Source organism: Pseudomonas sp. MEJ086 (genome assembly GCF_030209025.1).
Taxonomy (GTDB): Bacteria; Pseudomonadota; Gammaproteobacteria; order Pseudomonadales; family Pseudomonadaceae; genus Aquipseudomonas; species Aquipseudomonas fulva_A.
The window spans coordinates 1-20,431 of sequence record NZ_JARVSV010000060.1 but is presented as its reverse complement, the minus strand read 5'-3'; the positions used below and the strand labels follow the sequence as shown (position 1 = coordinate 20,431).

General features: G+C 54.4%; 19 protein-coding genes. 17 read left to right on the top strand and 2 right to left on the bottom strand.

The genetic code is table 11. The annotated features are described in order from the left end of the window. The first annotated feature begins 16 nt into the window (after positions 1 to 16). From QRN22_RS25855 to QRN22_RS25775, 17 genes are all read left to right on the top strand, one after another. Positions 17 to 1,867 (top strand): acyltransferase family protein, encoded by a 1,851-nt coding sequence (locus tag QRN22_RS25855; RefSeq protein ID WP_042553995.1) that lies wholly within the window; start codon positions 17 to 19, stop codon positions 1,865 to 1,867. A gap of 5 nt (positions 1,868 to 1,872) precedes the next feature. Continuing rightward, positions 1,873 to 2,457, top strand: coding sequence for a UDP-2-acetamido-3-amino-2,3-dideoxy-D-glucuronate N-acetyltransferase (gene wbpD / locus QRN22_RS25850; protein ID WP_042553996.1), 585 nt, complete (start codon positions 1,873 to 1,875; stop codon positions 2,455 to 2,457). Beyond that, on the top strand, positions 2,454 to 3,536 hold the full coding sequence (locus QRN22_RS25845) for a DegT/DnrJ/EryC1/StrS family aminotransferase (RefSeq protein ID WP_042553997.1): 1,083 nt from the start codon (positions 2,454 to 2,456) through the stop codon (positions 3,534 to 3,536). Before wbpD ends, QRN22_RS25845 begins: the two co-directional genes overlap by 4 nt. Continuing rightward, a complete protein-coding gene (locus QRN22_RS25840) occupies positions 3,536 to 4,882 on the top strand; it encodes an oligosaccharide flippase family protein (RefSeq protein WP_052493797.1) in 1,347 nt (448 codons plus the stop codon). The genes QRN22_RS25845 and QRN22_RS25840 overlap by 1 nt, the downstream gene beginning before the upstream one ends. 45 nt (positions 4,883 to 4,927) lie before the next feature. Further along, positions 4,928 to 6,115 carry an O-antigen polymerase gene (locus QRN22_RS25835; RefSeq protein WP_156152707.1) on the top strand — a complete coding sequence of 396 codons (1,188 nt, stop codon included), beginning with the start codon at positions 4,928 to 4,930 and terminating at the stop codon, positions 6,113 to 6,115. 2 nt (positions 6,116 to 6,117) lie between these two features. Continuing rightward, positions 6,118 to 7,011: a glycosyltransferase family 2 protein gene (locus tag QRN22_RS25830; RefSeq protein WP_082045786.1), complete on the top strand. Its 894-nt coding sequence runs from the start codon at positions 6,118 to 6,120 to the stop codon at positions 7,009 to 7,011. Positions 7,012 to 7,023: 12 nt separating this feature from the next. Continuing rightward, positions 7,024 to 8,157, top strand: a complete 1,134-nt coding sequence (locus tag QRN22_RS25825) for an N-acetyl sugar amidotransferase (RefSeq protein WP_042553998.1) — start codon at positions 7,024 to 7,026, stop codon at positions 8,155 to 8,157. Further along, entirely contained in the window at positions 8,154 to 8,768 is a 615-nt protein-coding gene (hisH, locus tag QRN22_RS25820) for an imidazole glycerol phosphate synthase subunit HisH (protein WP_042553999.1), read from the top strand. The genes QRN22_RS25825 and hisH overlap by 4 nt, the downstream gene beginning before the upstream one ends. Position 8,769: 1 nt before the next feature. Then, positions 8,770 to 9,555 (top strand): AglZ/HisF2 family acetamidino modification protein, encoded by a 786-nt coding sequence (locus QRN22_RS25815; protein ID WP_042554000.1) that lies wholly within the window; start codon positions 8,770 to 8,772, stop codon positions 9,553 to 9,555. Between the two features lie 31 nt (positions 9,556 to 9,586). Next, on the top strand, positions 9,587 to 10,621 hold the full coding sequence (locus QRN22_RS25810; protein ID WP_042554001.1) for a polysaccharide biosynthesis protein: 1,035 nt from the start codon (positions 9,587 to 9,589) through the stop codon (positions 10,619 to 10,621). A gap of 2 nt (positions 10,622 to 10,623) precedes the next feature. Beyond that, positions 10,624 to 11,727, top strand: a complete 1,104-nt coding sequence (gene wbjC / locus QRN22_RS25805; RefSeq protein ID WP_042554002.1) for a UDP-2-acetamido-2,6-beta-L-arabino-hexul-4-ose reductase — start codon at positions 10,624 to 10,626, stop codon at positions 11,725 to 11,727. Next, a complete protein-coding gene (gene wecB / locus QRN22_RS25800; RefSeq protein WP_042554003.1) occupies positions 11,724 to 12,857 on the top strand; it encodes a non-hydrolyzing UDP-N-acetylglucosamine 2-epimerase in 1,134 nt (377 codons plus the stop codon). Before wbjC ends, wecB begins: the two co-directional genes overlap by 4 nt. 5 nt (positions 12,858 to 12,862) lie before the next feature. Then, positions 12,863 to 14,119 (top strand): glycosyltransferase family 4 protein, encoded by a 1,257-nt coding sequence (locus tag QRN22_RS25795; RefSeq protein WP_042554004.1) that lies wholly within the window; start codon positions 12,863 to 12,865, stop codon positions 14,117 to 14,119. Then, positions 14,116 to 15,069 carry a UDP-glucose 4-epimerase family protein gene (locus QRN22_RS25790; RefSeq protein ID WP_042554005.1) on the top strand — a complete coding sequence of 318 codons (954 nt, stop codon included), beginning with the start codon at positions 14,116 to 14,118 and terminating at the stop codon, positions 15,067 to 15,069. The genes QRN22_RS25795 and QRN22_RS25790 overlap by 4 nt, the downstream gene beginning before the upstream one ends. Positions 15,070 to 15,118: 49 nt before the next feature. Then, entirely contained in the window at positions 15,119 to 16,129 is a 1,011-nt protein-coding gene (locus QRN22_RS25785) for an MraY family glycosyltransferase (RefSeq protein ID WP_373565150.1), read from the top strand. Continuing rightward, positions 16,126 to 16,704, top strand: a complete 579-nt coding sequence (locus QRN22_RS25780) for an acetyltransferase (RefSeq protein WP_042554007.1) — start codon at positions 16,126 to 16,128, stop codon at positions 16,702 to 16,704. Before QRN22_RS25785 ends, QRN22_RS25780 begins: the two co-directional genes overlap by 4 nt. A 92-nt stretch (positions 16,705 to 16,796) precedes the next feature. Beyond that, complete coding sequence (locus tag QRN22_RS25775; protein ID WP_042554008.1) at positions 16,797 to 18,812, top strand: polysaccharide biosynthesis protein; 2,016 nt, start codon at positions 16,797 to 16,799, stop codon at positions 18,810 to 18,812. A gap of 184 nt (positions 18,813 to 18,996) precedes the next feature. On the opposite strand, the gene QRN22_RS25770 is transcribed toward QRN22_RS25775, so the two are convergent. Then, positions 18,997 to 19,272 (bottom strand): hypothetical protein, encoded by a 276-nt coding sequence (locus QRN22_RS25770; protein WP_042554009.1) that lies wholly within the window; start codon positions 19,270 to 19,272, stop codon positions 18,997 to 18,999. A gap of 314 nt (positions 19,273 to 19,586) precedes the next feature. After that, positions 19,587 to 19,979, bottom strand: a complete 393-nt coding sequence (locus tag QRN22_RS25765) for a VOC family protein (RefSeq protein ID WP_042554010.1) — start codon at positions 19,977 to 19,979, stop codon at positions 19,587 to 19,589. Positions 19,980 to 20,431 lie beyond the last annotated feature (452 nt).

The window sequence follows — 20,431 nt, the reverse complement described above, 5'->3', positions numbered from 1 at the left end:
TCACGGGCTATTTCCGATGTTTAAAACCAAGACAATCAGCCGCTCTTCTGCGCGCGATGTTCGGCGCGATGTTCAGGGGCTTCGTGCATTGGCGGTGCTGGCTGTCTTGGTGTTCCATATCGAAAAGGATTGGCTGCCTTCAGGCTTTACCGGCGTTGATATGTTTCTGGTCATATCCGGCTTCATCATCACGTCAATGTTGTTGAAGCAAGGCGATGCTGTCGATTGGAAGCTGTTCTACTGGGCACGCGTACGCAGAATTGTGCCGGCCTATCTGGTCATGCTGACCTTGGTCACCTTATTGGCAGCCTGGATGTTTCTGCCTCCTGACTTCGATATATACCAAGACAGCCTAGGTTCCGCTCTGGGCTTCTACAGCAATTTTTATTTTTCAGATTTCGGTAGTTATTTCGCGCCTGCAAGCCATGAACTGCCTCTGTTGCATACGTGGTCCTTGGCCATCGAGATGCAGTTCTATTTATTCTTTCCACTCTTTTTTGGTTTGACTCCCGTCCGCTACCGAGCGCTAGCTCTAGCGTTTTTAATAGTCGTCACGTTAGGGTACTCGCAGTACCAGCTTTTAGCAGATCAAGCCACGCACGCTTATTTTTCATCTATTGGCCGGGCCGGCGAGTTTTTGATCGGGGCTTTGCTGGCGGTCTTATCGCTGGGGCGAAGTTGGTCTATTGCTTTAGCCACCGCTGCTGGTGGAGTAGGTCTTGTTCTGCTCATCGCGGGCTTCACCGTAGTCGACCAAGGCAGATTTCCCGGCCTCTGGGCGCTATTACCTTGTCTAGGCACAGCTCTCTTGATCGCCGCACGCAACGGCTGGATCAATATTCTATTGTCTCACCGTGCCGCTGTTTGGGTCGGTGGCTTGTCGTATTCCATCTATTTGTGGCATTGGCCGCTACTGGCCATTTATCGTTACTACACCGGTGCCTACGAGCTGACTTGGCAGGCAACCGCTTCGATCGTGTCACTGACATTGATCCTCTCTGTAATTTCGTTGCGCTGGATAGAGACGCCTGCAAGACGTTTGAAGTTGACGCCGTCGGGCTTTGGCATCGCCGCTGCGATGGTGTCAGTGTGCGCACTAGCCATGTTGGCTTCGCCGCACCTGGGTTCTGGATCGCAAGCGGAAGTTCCCACAGCGATGGCTCGCTATGCAAAACCAGAGGAAATCTGCCACGGACGCTTGGTGGGCAACTGTGTGCGAGGAGATAAGGGTCTCCCTCCAGAGGCGCTGGTAATTGGTGATAGCCATGGGGCACAGCTCAATTACTTCTTCGATGTGGCAGGCCAGGCCGAAGGCTTTTCCGTGAAGCTAATCACTGGCAGCAGTTGTGTGCCTGTACCTGATTTCGATGTCGAACGTATTCCTGATTACGCTCAAGAAGATTGCCGAAATCAGATCAAGGCTGTGCAGCAAGCGCTGAGCGATTTCAAGGTGATCGTGTTGGTAGGGAAGTGGCGTTGGCATTTCGGCAGCGAACGGTTTCTAGGCGCGATCTCATCGTTCGTGAGCAGTTCGCTTGCTTCAGGCAAGAAGGTCATCGTCCTTGCTCAGATCCCGATGTTTGATGGCAATCTCTTGAGGGCGCGTCATTTCGAAGCGTTAGGTCTACCTGCCGCTGTCCACCAAGATCCTGAATGGAAAAATGCAAATCTAAGGATCAAGGAACTCATCACGAAGTATCCTGGCGCTCAGTTTGTCGATTACTCCGCCTCTGCCTTTTTCGCGAACGCGCCATTCGATCACGGCGAGTTGATCTATATGGACGCGCATCATCTTAATGAAATAGGTGCCAAACACTACGGACGCTACGCAGCGCCGGAGTTGGCCCGTCTACTTGGTGATCACTGATCAATATGGCCTACTACAAGCATCCTTCCGCGATCGTCGATGACGGCGCACAGATTGGCAATGATTCACGGGTATGGCATTTCGTCCATGTGTGCCCTGGAGCTCGCATTGGTGCTGGCGTTTCGCTGGGCCAGAATGTATTCGTTGGCAATAAGGTAGTGATCGCCGACAACTGCAAGATCCAGAATAACGTGTCGGTTTACGACAACGTGACTTTGGAGGAGGGCGTTTTTTGCGGCCCCAGTATGGTGTTCACCAACGTTTATAACCCTCGTTCACTGATAGAGCGAAAAAGCGAGTATCGCGACACGCTGGTGAAAAAGGGCGCAACCCTTGGTGCCAATTGCACCATCGTTTGTGGCGTGACGATTGGCGAATTCGCTTTCATTGGTGCTGGTGCGGTAATCAATAAGGATGTACCCAGCTACGCCTTGATGGTGGGCGTACCTGCGCGACAAATTGGTTGGATGAGTGAATACGGCGAGCAATTGGCGTTGCCCCTCAGTGGAGAGGGGGTCGCCACCTGCGAACATAGCGGCGCCCGGTACATACTTAACGGCAATGTTCTTTCCAAGGAAACCCAGCAATGATCGACTTCATCGACCTCAAGGCGCAGCAAGCGTTGATCAAGGACAAGATCGACGCTGGAATCCAGCGCGTACTCGACCATGGGCAATACATCCTTGGCCCTGAGGTCGCTGAATTGGAAGAGCGGCTGGCGAACTTCGTCGGCGCCAGGTATTGCATTACTGTGGCCAATGGCACCGATGCTCTGCAGATTGCCCAGATGGCCCTGGGCATAGGCCCTGGCGATGAAGTGATCACACCAGGATTTACCTATATCGCCACGGCTGAAACCGTAGCGCTGCTGGGAGCCAAACCGGTTTACGTCGATGTTTGTGCGCGCACCTACAATCTGGATCCGCAGTTGTTGGAGGCAGCCATCACGCCCCGTACCAAAGCGATCATCCCTGTGTCGTTATATGGCCAATGTGCTGATTTCGACGCTATCAATGCAATTGCCAAGGGGTATGGCATTCCCGTTATAGAAGATGCCGCGCAGAGCTTTGGCGCCACCTATAAAGGACGGCGTTCATGCAACCTATCTACTATCGCTTGCACGAGCTTTTTCCCGAGCAAACCATTGGGCTGTTATGGTGATGGCGGAGCGATATTCACCAATGATGACGAGCTTGCCAAGGTACTTCGACAAATAGCACGACACGGCCAGGATCGCCGTTATCACCATATCCGAGTTGGGGTGAATAGTCGACTGGACACGCTACAGGCGGCTATTTTGCTGCCTAAACTAGAAATTTTTCAGAATGAATTAACTGCTCGGCTGAATGTGGCGACTTGTTATAATGAGCTATTGGCTAAGCAGCAGATAAAAACACCCTTTATCGAACCACATAACGTCAGTGCCTATGCCCAATACACGATATGTGTAGGCAATCGCGATAACTTGCAGCAGCACCTTAAGGCCCAAGGTATACCAACCGCTGTGCATTATCCCATACCATTGAATAAGCAGCCTGCTGTTGCTGACGACAAAACTCTTCCTATAGGTGACTCGATTTCTCAACAGGTAGTCAGTTTACCGATGCATCCTTATCTTGATCACTCGCAAGTCAAGGATATCGTTTCCGCGATCGGGCATTGTGCTTGATGAAGTTCGTGTTGAAGCCGGATCAGGTTACCAAGGCTGCTGGTTTACTGGTAGGTGGGACTGCTCTGGGTCAGGTTGTGTTGCTCTTGGCGCTTCCTGTTCTTACACGACTATATTCCCCAGAAAATTTTAATGTCCTTGCTATATATGTTGCCATAATCGGTATTTTTTCCGGTGCTATCTGTCTGAGATTTGATATTGCGATTTCCTTACCCGAGTCCTCTGGTGATGCATGGCGATTAATGATCTTAGGTATCGTTTGCGCCGCGATATTTTCGTCGTTTATTGCTGTTGGCTTATCGTTTTTGCTTTGGGGTTTTGCCATCAACGTGGGCATCGAATCTAATGTCTTTTCTGCATTAGTTGGCTTGGGGCTTTTCTCAATGGGTGCGTTCAATAGCCTCCAAATGTGGTATGTGAGAGAGAAAAAGTTTTTATCTATATCCTTCGTGAAATTCTCACAGTCCATCGTTGTTGTATCTATCCAGATAGGTGCGGGTATTTGGCTTGCTACAGCTGCAGGGCTACTTTGGGGGCAATTAGCGAGTGGGGTTGTAGGGGCTTTTGCTTTCATTATTTTGTTGAGAAAAGACCCAGGAAATTTTTGTGGTTTGTCTTTTCAGGATGTAAGACGTTTTTTTCAAATATACGGGCGGTTTCCCAGGTACTCTGTTTTTGAGTCTCTAGCAAATGAAGCTGCCTCTCAATTGCCGCTGCTTTTAATAGCCTTCTTATTAGGAGGCTCTGAGGCTGGTTATTTAATGCTTGCTATGAGAGTTCTTCAGGCCCCAATCGCTCTGTTGGGAAACGCTATTTCTCAAGTTTATCTATCCCAAGCGCCGCTGAGTGAGCGTAAAGGAGAGCTGGCTACTTTATCAAAAAGTATGCTTGCTAAACTTGCGAAAGTTGGTGTTGGGCCGTTGCTGTTTGCTGCTATAGTTGCCCCGACAGTCTTCCCCATTGTATTCGGTAGCGAATGGCAACGCGCCGGGGAGCTTGTTGGGTGGATGACGCCGTGGTTTATTTTTCAGCTCCTAGTGTCGCCTATCTCCATGAGCTTGCATGTGAAGGGTAAGCAGGACATCGCTCTCTACTTGCAATTAGCAGCATTGCTGATGCGAGTATCTGCTGTTTTGCTATTTTACTTCATCTTCAAGGATTTTATGGTGGAGGCTTATGCCCTGAGTGGCTTGGTTTCCTATTTGCTATATTTTTTGGTGGTTCTTAATGTGCTGGGGGTGCCTATAAAACATTCGATCGATTTGTTTGCGGAAGTGTCTGTTTACGTTTTTCCGTTCATTTGTCTCGCTTTTGTATTTCTTTGGGTGGTAGGACTTTTTATTTAGGTCTCTCGCTATTGGTCTTACCTGGTTCGAATGGGAAGTGAGCTGGTGAATAAACTGCTAGATAAAATTTTTTCTGCTCATACCTCATGGGTTCTATTTTTCGTAACCTGTTTTTTTTACTACGGACTGCTGTCTCTTTTTCTTGGTTTAAGTGTGCGTGAGGGGCATAGTTTCCTTTTTCTGTCCATCATTGCTTTCTGCGGATGTATAGGGATTGCGATTGGGAGAGCATTCCCTCTCCCAGATTATTTTGTTCATGGTGGTCTCCGGCGTATTGTTGTTAGCTCAACAGCGCTACACGGTACGATATGGAGTTTTTTTTTACTGTATTCCGCTTATGCAGTTTTAACGGCAGATGCCGTTCCTTTGATTTCGATGTTGACAGGAGCAGATGAACTCACTCTGAATGAACAGAGAGGCGGATTCCTGAAAGCACGTACAGGCTACGAGTCAGCATTAATTTACATAAGTACAGTCTTTGTTAGTGTCCTGCTTCCGTTTAGTTTGTCAAGTCTCTTTTTGAGGAAGAGCAAGTGGCGGTTTTTGTGTTTTTTTATATTCTTTCTGTACTCAGTAAGCTTTATGCAAAAAGCGCTTTTTCTGAACGTTGTCTTACCTTTGCTGTATGTATTTTGGTACTTGAAGATCCTCGACTTTCGTAAAATGGTATTTTTCTCTTTTGGTGCTTTTGGATTGCTGTTTTTTCTTGTTGCTGCCAGTGTGAGCGCACAAGGAAACCAGGGGGCATTCGACTTAAATAGTTTTTTTAGCGCATCATACAGTGCTAAAAGCGGAGTGGATTACCTGGTGTGGAGGATTGTAGGGGTTCCACTCTTTTCTGCTTCCGATACCCTGCACGTTTTTTTCACTCAGTTTTCCGGTGACCATTTATTCGGAGCGACAAGCTCATTTTTCTCCAGCTTATTTTTCTTGGAGCGTGTTAATTTAGAGCGAATCGTTTTTGCTTATCAATGGTCTTGGAACGAGACTGCAAATACGAATTCCTTTTATGTGGTTGACTCCTACGTAAATTTCGGGCTTATAGGTGTCGTTGGCTATTCCTTCGTGGTTGGTCAGATATTTCGTCTTTTTGCTGTTTCTGATAATGAGGCATTCAAGTCTATTTGGCCGGTTTTCTGTATAAATATATTTAATGGTTCATTGGTTCCGACTCTGCTTGGAAATGGATTTTTACTCTTGTTTTTAATTGTTATTTTGCTTAAGGAGCGATAGCGATGTATTTTCATGGCGTAAGTGTCGTCATCGCAGCGAAAGATGAGGCTCTCCATGTGAGAGAGGCAGTTTCGAGTATATTGAACCAGTCAGATGTAGATTTTGAATTAATCTTTGTTGATGATGGTTCTAAGGATAGTACTTATTCAATCGTCTGTGAGATGGCGGCAAGTGATTCGAGATTAAAGGTTTTAAAAAATCCTGGTGCGGGTAAGTGCTCCGCATTTAACTACGGCGTCTCAATGGCGACGGGATCGTTTGTATGTATTTTTGCGGGGGATGATTTGATGCCTCCAGGGAGTTTGAGTCAGCGCTTCAAAGCTGTAAGCGCCTATTCCCCGAGTCTTCCAGTTGTTGGGCTCTGCAAGCTTAAAACGATTTCTGAAGATAAAAAATTTGATGGGCAGATTGTGCCAAAAGCGACCGGGGTTGGTGGGTTTACGGGGGTTTCTTATCTAATGTCTAGGCCTGTGCTTGACAAAATTTTTCCGGTTCCTGAGTCGTTGCCCAATGAAGATACATGGATGGAGGTCGCAGTTAGGTACATGCCGGGTTGGACTATAGTCCATTCGGATGTTATTGGATGCCATTGGCGTGTCCATTCGGGCAATAGCATTAATATGCAGCTTTCATTCTCTGAGTATAATAGGCGTTTAACTCCACGTATGAGCGCTTTCGAGAGGTTCTACGATAAGCATCGTGCTGATTTAGACCGGAATGGAATCGCTTTTCTTAAGTCAAGAATAGAGTGCGAGCATGCGCGTGCCTCGGGAAGTGTTTTAGGGGTTTTAACTAGTTCTGCTCCGCTGGTCGACAGGCTGAGAGCTTTATCAGCAACGAATTCTTTTTTCTATGAGTTGCGGCGACGGTTGTTTAAGCTGCTCTCGGGGTTTTGATTGGAGGTGGTTATGGCGTATCAAATTTGTACGTCTTGTATTATGGATAGCACAGATCCAGGTATTAAGTTTGATGCCAGCGGGGTTTGTGACTTCTGCAACAATTTCAAATCCGAAATCGCTCCCAACTGGCATCCCGATGCGCGGGGCGAGGCTGATCTTGCAGCACTCGCTACGAAAATCAAGAAGCAGGGTGAGGGCAAGGATTTCGACTGCATCATTGGCTTGAGTGGCGGCCTGGATAGTTCTTACGCGGCTTATATAGCGAAGGAAAAGATGGGGCTGCGCCCATTGCTTTTCCACGTGGATGCGGGCTGGAATACCGACCAGGCCGTAGGCAACATTGAGAAGCTGGTAGATGGCCTTGGTCTGGATCTCTACACCGAAGTCATCAACTGGGAGGAGATGAAGGATCTGCAGGTGGCATTCCTGCGTTCGCAGATTGCAGACCAGGATCTACCCCAGGATGCCGCCTTTTTTTCCGGCTTGTATAAGTTCGCACGCAAGCATGGCATCAAGTATGTATTGACCGGTGGCAACTATTCGACCGAGTGCTGTCGCGAGCCTGAAGAGTGGGGCGGCTATCCGGGCATCGACAAGACGTTGTTCGCGGACGTCCACAAGCGCTTCGGCAAGCGTCCGCTCAAGACCTTCCCGCTGGTCGATATCATGACCTACAAGATCCTCTACCAGCGAGTGCTGGGCATGGAGATCGTCAAGCCGCTGAATCTGGTGCCGTACGTCAAGAAAGAGGCTGAAGCCGAGCTCGAACGCCGTTTCGGTTGGCAGAAGTTCCAGCACAAGCACCACGAGTCCCGCTTCACGCGCTTCTACGAAGACTACTGGATGCCGCGCAAATTCGGTTATGAGAAGCGCCGCGCGCATTTCTCCAGCCTGATCATGACCGGGCAAATGACTCGTGACCAAGCTCTGGAGCGTATTGCCAAGCCGGAGATGGATGAGCAGTTCCTGAAAACTGAATTCGAGTTCGTGGCCAACAAATTGGGGCTGTCGGTCGCGGAATTGCAGGCGATTTTCGAGGGAGAAAACAAAACGTATAAGGATTACAAGAACAAGCGCTTTCTAATCGGTATCGGTTCGCGTGTAATGAGCGCCCTCGGATTGGAGAGAAGGCTTTTCAGATGATCACCATCATCGACTACGGTCTGGGTAATATTCAGGCCTTCGTAAACGTCTACAAGCGACTGCATATACCGGTCACGGTAGCGACCAATGCTGATCAGCTGACCGGTGCCAGCAAGCTGATCCTGCCCGGCGTGGGCGCATTTGACCATGCGATGCAGCGCCTGAACGCGTCAGGCATGCGGCAGACGCTCGATGACATGATTCTTGGCCAGGGCATTCCTGTGCTAGGCATTTGCGTAGGCATGCAAATGCTCGCCGAATCCAGTGACGAGGGTGTGCTACCTGGTTTGGGCTGGATCCCGGGTCGAGTGCGCAACTTCCATTCGGTACCTGAATCGAGCGAGCTGGCATTGCCCCACATGGGCTGGAATGATGTACAGCCTGCTCCTGGCAGCCCTCTGTTCAAGGGCCAACAGGAAAGCTGGTTGTTCTATTTCCTTCACTCGTACTTTTTCGAGTGCACTGAGCCTGCGCATATCGCTGCGACTGCGACTTATGGTGCCAGTTTCAGTTGTTCCGTTGCCTCGAACAACGTGTATGGGGTGCAGTTCCATCCCGAGAAGAGCCACCACTGCGGTGTCGACTTGCTGAAGAACTTCGCGGAATTGTGAAATGTTGAGACCACGTATCATCCCTTGCTTGTTGATCCAGGATAGCGGTCTGGTCAAGACCGTGCGATTCAAGGATCCCAAATACGTCGGCGATCCGATCAATGCCGTGAAGATCTTCAATGAGAAGGAAGCGGACGAACTCATCGTCATCGATATCGATGCCAGTGCCCATGATCGTGAGCCGGACTATCAGCAGATCGCCCACCTTGCGTCGGAGTGCAGAATGCCGCTTTGCTACGGTGGCGGCGTGCGCACTGCCGAGCAGGCCAAGCGCATCATTGCGCTAGGTGTCGAGAAGGTAGCCATCAGCTCCGCTGCGCTGGCCAACCCCGGCCTGATCAGTGAAATCGCCGCTGAGATCGGTCGCCAAAGTGTTGTCGTGGTGCTTGATCACAAGCAGCGGTTGCTGGGCAAGACCCAGGACGTCTGGACGCACAATGGCACTCGCAACACAAAACGCAGCGTCGTCGATGTGGCCTTGGAGATGGAAAAGCTCGGGGCGGGCGAAATCGTCATCAACTCCATCGATAACGACGGAAAGATGAAAGGCTATGACTTAGCGCTGGCTGCTCACTTGCGTGAGGTGCTGACCGTGCCACTCACGGTGCTGGGCGGGGGAGGTAGCCTCGACGATATGCACAAGGTGGTCGCTGTCTGCGGGGTTGTGGGCGTCGCTGCAGGTAGTTTTTTCGTGTTCAAAGGCCCTTATCGTGCGGTGCTGATCAGCTACCCCACCGCACAGCAGAAACGTGACTCTATTTATTCAGCCCTGCAAGGCCGCCGCTAGGCTGCTTCGCATTCAGATCTCAGGATTGCATATGTTCAATGGAAAGAAACTGCTCATTTCCGGTGGTACGGGCTCCTTCGGTAATGCCGTGCTCAAGCGCTTTCTCGACACCGACATCGCTGAAATTCGCATTTTCAGCCGGGATGAGAAGAAGCAGGACGACATGCGTAAGCATTACTCCAGCCCGAAACTGAAGTTTTATATCGGTGACGTACGCGATTATCAAAGCGTGTTGAATGCAACCCGTGGTGTCGATTACATCTTCCACGCGGCTGCCCTCAAGCAAGTTCCGTCTTGCGAGTTCCACCCGATGGAAGCTGTAAAGACCAACGTGCTGGGTACCGAGAATCTGCTCGAAGCTGCCATCCAGAATGGCGTCAAGCGCGTGGTCTGCCTGAGTACCGACAAGGCTGTCTATCCAATCAACGCCATGGGTATTTCCAAGGCCATGATGGAAAAGGTCATGGTTGCCAAATCGCGTAACCTGGATGAAACCAGCACCGTCATCTGCGGTACCCGTTACGGTAACGTCATGGCATCACGTGGCTCGGTGATCCCGCTGTTCGTCGATCAGATCCGCGCGGGTAAGCCGCTGTCTATCACCGATCCGAACATGACCCGTTTCATGATGACCCTGGCTGATGCGGTCGATCTGGTTCTGTACGCGTTCGAGCATGGCCGCAATGGTGATCTGTTCGTACAGAAAGCACCGGCTGCAACGGTTGAGGTGCTCGCGCAAGCGCTGACCTCGCTGCTGGGCAAGCCCGACCATCCCATCCAGGTCATCGGCACTCGCCATGGCGAGAAGCTTTACGAAGCGCTGCTGAGTCGCGAGGAGATGGCCTGCGCCGAAGATCGCGGTGAGTACTACCGTGTGCCGCCGGATCTGCGTGATCTCAACTACAGCAAGTTCGTCGAGCAAGGTGAAGAGCGCATCTCCCACACGGAAGATTATAACTCGCACAACACAGAACGTCTGGACGTGCCGGGCATGCAGGAGCTGTTGCTCAAGTTGAATTTCATGCGTGCCATTCAGCGCGGCGAAGACGCGGCGCCCGAGGAGTGAGCATGAAAGTTCTGATCACCGGTGCTAATGGTTTCGTTGGCAAGAATCTGATCGTTCATCTCAAGGAGCACCAGGATGTCGAGATTCTCACTTTTGGCCGTTCTGACGACCTGAGCACGCTCGGTGAGCGTATTGCCCAGGCAGACTTCGTCTTCCACTTGGCAGGCGTGAATCGGCCTCAGGATCCTGCCGAGTTCAGAGAGGGCAACACCGAGCTTACCGTTGAGCTTTGCAAGGCGATTGAAGCCAGCGGCCGGCAGATTCCGGTTGTATATACATCGTCGAGCCAGGCCTCGCTGGACAACCCTTACGGAGTCAGCAAGCGTGGAGCTGAAGAGGCCTTGCATGCACTTGCACAGCAGCACGGCAGCGCTGTGCATCTTCTGCGCTTGCCGAATGTATTTGGTAAATGGGCCAAGCCGAACTACAACTCGGCGGTGGCCACGTTCTGCCATAACATTGCCCGTGATCTGCCTATCCAGATCAACGACCCCGCAGCCGTCATCACTCTGGTGTATATCGACGACGTCATTGCCCACTTCCTTGCGTTAATGTCGGGAGAAACCAAAGGCGTTGACGTTGAACCGCAATACCGGGTCAGTGTTGGCGAGATCGCTGATCGTTTGCGTGGTTTCAAGGAAAGTCGCAATACCCTGATTACGGATCGGGTAGGTGAAGGCTTCGTGCGTGCCCTTTACTCGACGTATTTGAGTTACCTGCCTCCAGAGCGATTCACCTACGAAGTTCCCAAGTATGGTGATCCGCGTGGTGTGTTCGTCGAGATGCTGAAAACCCCCGACAGTGGGCAATTCTCATTCTTCACGGCTCACCCCGGCATCACGCGCGGCGGTCATTATCACCACACCAAGACCGAGAAGTTCCTGGTCATCAAGGGCCGCGCCCGTTTTGGTTTCCGGCATATGGTTTCCGGCGAGCTCCATGAACTCATTACGGAAGGCGACAAGCCGGAGATCGTTGAAACCGTGCCCGGCTGGACACACGACATTACCAATGTTGGTGATGACGAGATGATCGTGATGCTCTGGGCGAATGAGATCTTCGACCGCGCTCACCCTGATACCTACGCCTGCCAGGTGAAACCATGAAAAAGCTGAAAGTTGCCACGGTCGTTGGCACCCGTCCCGAAATCATCCGCCTGGCCCGAGTGATGGCCAAGCTGGACGAGCATTGCGATCATGTGTTGATCCATACCGGTCAGAATTACGATTACGAGCTCAACGAGATTTTCTTCGACGACCTGGGTATTCGCCGGCCTGACCATTTTCTCAACGCCGCGGGCGCCACGGGCGCAGAAACCATCGGCAATGTGATCATCGCGGTCGATAAGGTGTTGGCTGAAGTCCAACCGGATGCGTTGCTGGTGTTGGGTGATACCAATAGCTGCATGGCGGTGATTCCAGCCAAGCGACGCAAGATCCCCACCTTCCATATGGAAGCAGGCAACCGCTGTTTCGATATGCGTGTGCCGGAAGAGATCAACCGCCGGATCGTCGATCACACGGCGGATATCAACCTGACCTATAGCACCATTGCCCGCGACTACCTGCTGCGTGAAGGGTTATCACCGGATATGGTGATCAAGACCGGCAGCCCGATGTTCGAAGTGTTGACCTACTATCGTGAAGGCATTGACGCCTCCGACGTCCTTCAGCGTCTTGGATTGGAGGAGGGCAAGTTCTTCGTCGTCAGCGCGCACCGTGAAGAGAACATCGACTCGGAAAAGAACTTCCGCAAACTGGCCGAGACCTTGAACCAGGTCGCTGCGCATTACGGCATGCCGGTCATCGTTTCTACCCACCCCCGCACCCAGAAACGCGTGGATGCATTGGGCGTGACCTTCCATCCCAATGTGCGGCTGCTCAAACCGCTGGGGTTCAAGGATTACAACAAGCTGCAGGCCTGCGCCAAAGCTGTGTTGTCCGACAGCGGCACCATTTCGGAAGAGTCCTCGATTCTGAACTTCCCTGCGCTGAACATTCGTGAGGCCCATGAGCGTCCCGAGGGGATGGAAGAAGCCTCGGTGATGATGGTGGGGCTAGAGGTAGAGCGAGTGATGCAGGCGCTTCAGGTACTCGAGTCCCAGGGCCGCGGTGACGAACGCAGCCTGCGCTTGGTTGCCGATTACAGCATGCCCAATGTAGCGGACAAAGTCGTACGGATCGTTCATAGCTATCGCGACTACGTGATGCGCACGGTATGGAAACGGAACGACTGACGCGCATGCGAGAGGGAAAACTGAGGATATTGATCGTCAGCCAGTATTTCTGGCCCGAGAACATGCGCGTCAATGACATGGCCGAAGAGCTGGTGCGTAGAGGGCATGAGGTTACCGTGCTCACGGCATTGCCGAATTACCCTGAGGGTCAGGTATTCGAGGCTTATCGCGAGGCGCCGGAGCAATTCGCCAGTTATCGCGGCGCGGAGGTGGTGCGCGTACCGTTCATCCCGCGCGGCAAGCGCAGCCTCACCCTTATTCTCAACTACCTGTCGTTCGTAGTCAGTGGTTCGTTGCTGGGCAGTTGGAAGCTGCGGGGCCGAGAATTCGATGGGGTTTTCGTCTATGCAGTCTCGCCGATCATGTCGGCCATTCCGGCTCTGGTGATCGGCAGGCTGAAAAAGGCACCAGTCAGCGTGTGGGTGCTGGATTTGTGGCCGGAGACCCTGCGCGCGGTCGGTGTAGTCCATGATGACCGGGCCCTCGCATTAGTGGGCAAGATGGTTTCCTGGATCTACAACCGTACCGATTACCTGCTGCTTCAATCACGCGCTTTCCTGGATAGCGTGCGTTCTTACTGTACCCGGCCTATCGATGACGAGCGGCTGGTGTATTTCCCCAGTTGGGCAGAAGACGGGTTCAACGAGCTACCTGAAGGGGCATCGCCTTTGCTGGCGCGCTCTCCGGACGAATTCACCATTCTGTTCGCCGGCAATCTGGGCGAAGCGCAGGATTTTCCCGCGATTCTCGATGTGGCTCAGGCCCTGCGAGACACCGTCAAGGTCCGCTGGGTGCTGGTAGGGGACGGCCGCATGAGCGATTGGCTGCAGCGTGAGGTCGCGCAACGCAACCTCGACAACGTGCTTTTGCTTGGTCGCCACCCGCTGGATGCCATGCCGGGGCTTTTCGCCACGGCGGATGCGCTACTGGTTTCGCTGAAGACCAACGAGGTATTCGCCAAGACCATTCCGGGCAAGGTTCAGGCTTATCTGGCGTCAGGCAAGCCTGTGCTCGGGATGATTGGTGGCGAGGCCGCACGTGTCATCGAAGAGTCGGGAGCAGGGCTCGCCTGCGCTTCTGGCGATCAGGAGGGCCTGTCTCTCATCGTGCAACGCATGGCGGCTATGACCTCGCAGGAGCGCGTTGCTATGGGGGAAGCAGGTAAGCGCTATTACGATGATCAGTTCTCCAAGGAAAAGATCTTCTCTAATCTGGAGCGCCTGTTCCGGCAGGGAACGCGCAGGGATCGAAAGCAATCATGAAACGAATAATGGTTACAGGTGGCAGTGGTTTTGTCGGCCGCACACTGCTCGAACGTTTGCATCAGGAAGGCCACGAGTTGATTGCCCCCTCGCGCTCCCCCTTGACCCAGGCACCAGTGAGCGTCGTTAACCCGCTGGTAGGTGGGCTGGCGGCAGATGTGGACTGGACCACCTCGCTCGAGGGCGTTTCGGTCGTCATCCACAGCGCAGCTCGCGTTCACGTCATGAACGATACGGCCGCCGATCCTCTGGTGGAATTTCGCAAGGCCAACGTTGACGGCACCCTGAGCCTTGCCAGGCAGGCGGCCGCAGCTGGCGTGCAGCGCTTCGTGTTCATCAGTTCGATCAAGGTCAATGGCGAGGGCACCCAGCCAGGGCATGCTTATCGGGCAGACGATACGCCCGCCCCCCAGGACCCTTATGGCGTATCCAAGATGGAGGCCGAGCAGGGCCTGCGCTCACTGGCGAACGAGACCGGCATGCAGGTGGTGATCATCAGGCCCGTGCTCGTTTACGGCCCGGGCGTGAAAGCCAACTTCCGCAGCATGATGAGCTGGTTGCGCAAAGGCATACCACTGCCGCTTGGCGCTACAGGAAACAAGCGCAGTCTGGTTGCAGTGGACAACCTCGTGGATCTGATAGCCACTTGTATCGATCACCCGGCGGCGGCCAACCAGACATTTCTGGTCAGTGACGGTGAGGACCTATCCACGACTCAATTGCTGCAGCGCATGGGTAACGCGCTTGGGCGACCCGCAAGATTGCTCCCGGTGCCAGCCACTCTGCTGCAAGCCGGTGCGGCAATGCTTGGCCGACGCGCCATCGCTCAGCGGCTATGTGGTTCCTTGCAGGTGGACATCGCTAAAACCCGAGAACTGCTGGGGTGGACGCCGGCCGTGAGCGTCGATGACGCATTGCGCAAAACGGCACTTGCCTTCGACGCTGGCTGAACAGCAATGCCTGCCGTGAGCGGCGGGGGTTAGGAGAGATTAATTGTTGATCACTGTTTTGCTGGTAGTCGCCAGCACGTCCTGTCTACTGACCTGGTTGTTGAGGCGCTACGCCCTGGCTAGCAGCCTGATGGATATCCCCAATGCACGCAGCTCACACTCGGTGCCTACACCTCGCGGTGGCGGTGTGGCCATCGTGGTGTGCTTCATCCTTGCCGTGTTCGGCCTAGCGTTACTTGGTCGAGTCGACAGTGCTACAGCCTTTGCATTGGGCGGGGCAGGCGGGCTGGTGGCTGTGGTTGGCTTTCTTGACGATCACGGGCACATCGCGGCTCGCTGGCGGCTGCTCGGCCATTTTGCGGCCGCTACCTGGGCGCTTTTCTGGCTGGGTGGCCTGCCGGCAATCAGTTTGTTTGGCTCCGTGGTCGATCTAGGCTGGTTCGGCCATGTGCTGGCAGCCATCTATCTGGTCTGGTTGCTCAACCTGTACAACTTCATGGACGGCATTGACGGTATCGCCAGTGTGGAGGCCATCTGCGTTTGTATTGGAGGAGCCTTGCTATACGTCTGGCTCGGAAATGCCGATGGCTCACTGATTATCGTCTTGTCGCTGGCAGCCGCCGTGCTCGGCTTTCTGATCTGGAATTTCCCTCCGGCTCGTATTTTCATGGGCGATGCGGGCAGTGGCTTTCTGGGCATTACGCTCGGTGTTCTGTCCTTGCAGGCTGCTGCTGCGTTTCCTCAGTTGCTGTGGGCCTGGCTGATATTGCTCGGCGTGTTTGTCGTCGACGCGACCTTCACCCTGCTGCGTCGGCTAGTACGTGGCGATCGGGTTTACGAGGCCCACAGAAGTCATGCTTATCAGTACGCCTCGCGTCATTACGGTCGCCATTTGCCTGTCACCTTGGCGGTGACCGCGATCAACCTGTTATGGCTATTGCCCATCGCACTGTGGGTCGGGTTGGGTGGCGTGGACGGAACTATTGGATTGGTGATGGCCTATCTTCCGCTGGTCTTCCTGGCCATCAAGTTCAACGCCGGGTCTTTGGAGCCTAAATGATCGACAACACATTGCTGATACTGGGAGCCGGGGGGCATGGCAGGGCCGTTGCCGAGGCGGCTTTGGCATCCGGCCAGTGGCAGTCGGTTCGTTTTCTGGACGATCGCTGGCCGGGCTTGAGCGAGCTTTATGGGATACCGCTTGTCGGCAAGCCTGATGATCTCAGCGCTCATGCTGGCTCTGGCAATGCAGCGATTGCCGCCGTTGGCAACAATGCCCTGCGTGAACGGTGGAGTCAGCTGATCGAGTCTGCTGGGCTGTCGTTGGCGACCGTCGTCCATCCAAGGGCCTTCGTCAGCGACGATGCCGAGGTGGGGCGCGGCGTTGCCGTAATGGCGATGGCGATGGTTGGCGTAGGTGCCATCCTGGGGCAGGGTGCTATCGTGAACGCGAATGCCACCGTTGACCATGATGCGGTGCTGGGCGCTTACGCCCACCTCGGTGTCGGCGTACAGCTTGCCGGAGGTGTAAAGGTCGGTGCCAGAGCCTGGCTGCAGGCCGGCTGCTGCGCTGGCTATCATGTAGTGGTCGAGGAGGGTGCGGTGCATGCACCCGGAACGGCCTTGAAGTGTTGAATCGTTACCGTGAGATGGTTTAGAACCATTCATGCTTGTGCTGCTGGGTGTGAACCTGGCACTGGCTCGCTATAGGGATATGAGGTGTCGTTGTGTTGAGGTTTGCTGAGCTGCTACGTACTCGCCTGGTACGGCTGCGCCGTCGTCAGAAGCGCCTGATTCAGGTCGCCATCGACGTGATGTTGGTGTGGGCTGCACTGTGGTTGGCTTTTGTCGTTCGCCTCGGGGATTTCGAAGAGGTCTATCCGCTGGACGGGCACCTATGGCTCTTCGCGCTAGCACCTCTCATCTCCATTCCAATGTTCATCCGTTTCGGTATGTACCGGGCCGTGATGCGGTACTTCGGTACCGAAGCACTCATTGCCATCGCCAAGGCCGTGTCGCTATCCGCCTTGATTCTGGCGCTGGCCATTTACTGGCATCAGGATGCACGCGCAGTAATCCCACGTTCCATGGTGTTCAACTACTGGTGGCTGAGCATCATGCTCATCGGTGGGCTGCGTTTGGGGATGCGGCAGTTCTTCATGGGCCACTGGTTCGCCGCCGATCAGCCGTTCAAATTGAGTAGTCGCGATGCCGGGTTGCCGCCTGTCGCCATCTACGGTGCAGGCTCGGCGGGTAATCAGCTGGCCGCCTCCTTGCGGCTGGGCCGCTCGATGAGGCCGGTCGCGTTCATCGATGACGACTCGAACATTTCCAATCGAATCATTGCCGGTCTGCGTGTCTATTCGCCCAAGCATATTCAGCAGATGATCGATGAAACGGGCGCCGTCGAGATATTGCTCGCGCTGCCATCCGTTTCTCGTACTCGACGCCGCTCGGTATTGCAGCTACTCGAACAGTACCCGCTACACGTACGTTCGGTCCCGGGCTTTATGGATCTGGCCAGCGGTCGTGTGAAGGTCGAGGATGTTCAGGAGGTCGACATTGCCGATCTGCTTGGGCGGGACGCCGTTCCCCCACAGCGCGAGTTGTTCGAACGATGCATACGCGATCAGGTGGTCATGGTCACCGGGGCGGGTGGCTCGATTGGCTCCGAGTTGTGTCGGCAGATCCTTGGCTCCGGGCCAAGAACGTTGCTGCTGCTCGAGCATGGCGAATTCAATCTTTACTCCATCCACAGTGAGCTGGAGCAGCGGATTCGCCGCGAGTCTTTGCCCGTTCGCTTGGTGCCCATTCTCGGTTCGGTTCGTAACCAGAATCGCCAGGTCGAGCTGATGCGCGCCTGGGATGTCAATACGGTTTATCACGCAGCAGCCTACAAGCACGTGCCAATGGTTGAGCACAATGTCGCCGAAGGCGTTTTGAACAACGTGTTTGGTTCGATGTGCACGGCGCAGGCTGCGTTACGCGCAGGCGTCGAACATTTTGTGCTGATCTCGACCGACAAGGCAGTTCGCCCCACCAACGTAATGGGCAGCACCAAACGTCTCGCGGAAATGGTGCTGCAGGCCCTGAGCGAAGAAACGGCGCCGGTATTGTTCGGTGATAAAGAAGGGCTGCATCAGGTCAACAAAACCCGTTTCACCATGGTGCGTTTTGGCAACGTGCTGGGTTCATCGGGTTCTGTGATCCCACGCTTCTACGAACAGATCCGCAAGGGCGGACCGGTTACCGTCACTCATCCGAACATCACCCGCTACTTCATGACGATTCCCGAGGCCGCGCAACTGGTGATCCAGGCTGGCTCCATGGGGCAGGGTGGAGACGTATTCGTACTGGACATGGGGCAACCCGTGAAGATCGCCGAGCTGGCCGAAAAGATGATTCATCTCACAGGCCTCAGCGTGGCTTCTGATCACAACCCCAGCGGCGATATCGCCATCGAGTTCACGGGGCTGCGTCCTGGTGAGAAGTTGTATGAGGAGCTGCTGATCGGCGACAACGTGAGCCCTACCGATCACCCGATGATCATGCGCGCCAACGAAGAGCACCTGCCTTGGGAAACGTTCAAGATCGTCATGGCGGATTTGCTCAAGGCCGTGGAGCAGGACGATTACGATCGCGTGCGGCAATTGCTGCGTGACACTGTCTGCGGCTACACCCCTGAGGGCGAGATCGTCGACTGGATGCATGTGCGTCGTGCAGCCAAGAAGCCACTGGTTTAACGCGCTTCTACTGCCGCGGAAAGACGATCCCCATCGTTGCGCTAGCTTGCAACGATGGGGATCGTTGTTTTAGTGCTTGGGCTTCAGCCCTGTAGCCTGGCGTGCAGCGGTTGGTTTGCGGTGCACTAGCTCTAAGGCCATGCCATGTTTCAGCCCTCTGGCAAGCAGAGTGGTGACGGTCCGACTACTCACCTCGAGCTCCTCCCTGAACCTGTGATATCGCTCGCCGGTACAACACCACCAATTCATTCAGCAGTGCATTGGCTGCCAGCGAAGCCGCGAGTATTCGCAGGTAATCGGTTTCCAACTGCTCCTGAATGACGAGATCATCCAGCAGCTCTCTCAGCATATCGGCACGCAGTTCGGCATCCGCCTGGGCGGGGCAGGCCTTGTAGCTGGTGACGCGGGCTGGGCTCGGGCGTGACGGGAAGGGCAGTACGCGGCCTGGTGAATCAGCCATGGTGCACCTCCTGGGGGGAGGTCATTGGCGTAGTTTTGCGGGGTGGGTGGTGCTCTGAACTGAAAGTGAGGTAGCGCATTGTCCTTATGCTCCTTGAACGATTGAGTGCCAGACAAGCCGAGGCCTGCCTTGAACGGCGTGCCCAAAAATGCGGTAGCACGGCAATCGATACCGGCTAGGCAATTGGACGCACCGCGTCTCGAACATTCAGGTTGCTACACCCGGTCACGGGATAGACCGTGACGGGCGCACTCTAGCTCGCGGGGTAGGTGATGGCAACCTTTGCAGCCGCCAGATAGAGGGGGCGGCAACGCTCAGCTGCCGATCGGTGAGCAGAGTTCGATCAGCGTGCCGTCCGGGGCGCGGATATAGGCGACGGTTTGGCCCCAGGGTTTTTGAGTGGGGGCGCTGAGTTCCGTCGCACCTGCGGCGATCGCTTGTTGGTGTGCACCGGCTACGTCTTCCGTAACCAGCCCGATTTCCATGCCCAGCGGCTGGATGGACGTGTCGGCTCGCACGTGTCCACCCGGGAAGTTCATATCGCCGAGTTCGTGTGCGGCGAAGGCAAGCGTGGTGGCACCGGTGTCCAACTCGCCGTAGGTACCGGACTCGTGCAGAAAACGTTGTTCCAGGCCGAATGCCTGTTTGAAGAAGGCCAGCGAGGCCGCGACGTCCGGCACGTAGATGATGGTGTATCCCAGCTTCATGGTGAGCTCCTTGCCGTTGGAAACGTGGTGGGCAGGTTACCGTGTTTAGCTGCTGGCGTAAGGGGTGGTGGTTTCGGAGAGGCTGACCTCGCTCCGTTACGACGTGTCGGCTGAACGTGTATCGCTGGCAAGCTAGCTCCTACATGGGCTCAGCCATCAACGCGATCGCGTAGGTGCCGGCTTGCCGGCGATGCGGTGGTGGGTGTATTGCGCCATTCGCGCCAGCTACGCCACCCGACCCCGACGCGAAAGCGGCCAGACTGCAAAAATAGCGAATGGCCGCCAATCGCTGGCAAGCCAGCTCCTACATGGGCTTAGCTATCAACGTGATCGCGTAGGAGCCGGCTTGCCGGCGATGCGATGGTGAGTCTGTTGCGCCATTCGCGCCGGCTACGCCACCCGACCCCGACGCGAAAGCGGCCAGACTGCAAGAATGGCGAATGGCCGCCAAT

Bases quoted from the DNA above. Each gene is read 5' to 3' on its own strand.
- wbjC (WP_042554002.1), top strand. From the start codon at position 10,624: ATGAAAGTTCTGATCACCGGTGCTAATGGTTTCGTTGGCAAGAATCTG.
- QRN22_RS25840 (WP_052493797.1), top strand. From the start codon at position 3,536: ATGAAGTTCGTGTTGAAGCCGGATCAGGTTACCAAGGCTGCTGGTTTA.
- QRN22_RS25825 (WP_042553998.1), top strand. From the start codon at position 7,024: ATGGCGTATCAAATTTGTACGTCTTGTATTATGGATAGCACAGATCCA.
- QRN22_RS25815 (WP_042554000.1), top strand. From the start codon at position 8,770: ATGTTGAGACCACGTATCATCCCTTGCTTGTTGATCCAGGATAGCGGT.
- QRN22_RS25765 (WP_042554010.1), bottom strand. From the start codon at position 19,979: ATGAAGCTGGGATACACCATCATCTACGTGCCGGACGTCGCGGCCTCG.
- QRN22_RS25845 (WP_042553997.1), top strand. From the start codon at position 2,454: ATGATCGACTTCATCGACCTCAAGGCGCAGCAAGCGTTGATCAAGGAC.
- QRN22_RS25770 (WP_042554009.1), bottom strand. From the start codon at position 19,272: ATGGCTGATTCACCAGGCCGCGTACTGCCCTTCCCGTCACGCCCGAGC.
- QRN22_RS25780 (WP_042554007.1), top strand. From the start codon at position 16,126: ATGATCGACAACACATTGCTGATACTGGGAGCCGGGGGGCATGGCAGG.
- QRN22_RS25830 (WP_082045786.1), top strand. From the start codon at position 6,118: ATGTATTTTCATGGCGTAAGTGTCGTCATCGCAGCGAAAGATGAGGCT.
- QRN22_RS25795 (WP_042554004.1), top strand. From the start codon at position 12,863: ATGCGAGAGGGAAAACTGAGGATATTGATCGTCAGCCAGTATTTCTGG.
- QRN22_RS25810 (WP_042554001.1), top strand. From the start codon at position 9,587: ATGTTCAATGGAAAGAAACTGCTCATTTCCGGTGGTACGGGCTCCTTC.
- QRN22_RS25855 (WP_042553995.1), top strand. From the start codon at position 17: ATGTTTAAAACCAAGACAATCAGCCGCTCTTCTGCGCGCGATGTTCGG.
- hisH (WP_042553999.1), top strand. From the start codon at position 8,154: ATGATCACCATCATCGACTACGGTCTGGGTAATATTCAGGCCTTCGTA.
- QRN22_RS25790 (WP_042554005.1), top strand. From the start codon at position 14,116: ATGAAACGAATAATGGTTACAGGTGGCAGTGGTTTTGTCGGCCGCACA.
- wecB (WP_042554003.1), top strand. From the start codon at position 11,724: ATGAAAAAGCTGAAAGTTGCCACGGTCGTTGGCACCCGTCCCGAAATC.
- wbpD (WP_042553996.1), top strand. From the start codon at position 1,873: ATGGCCTACTACAAGCATCCTTCCGCGATCGTCGATGACGGCGCACAG.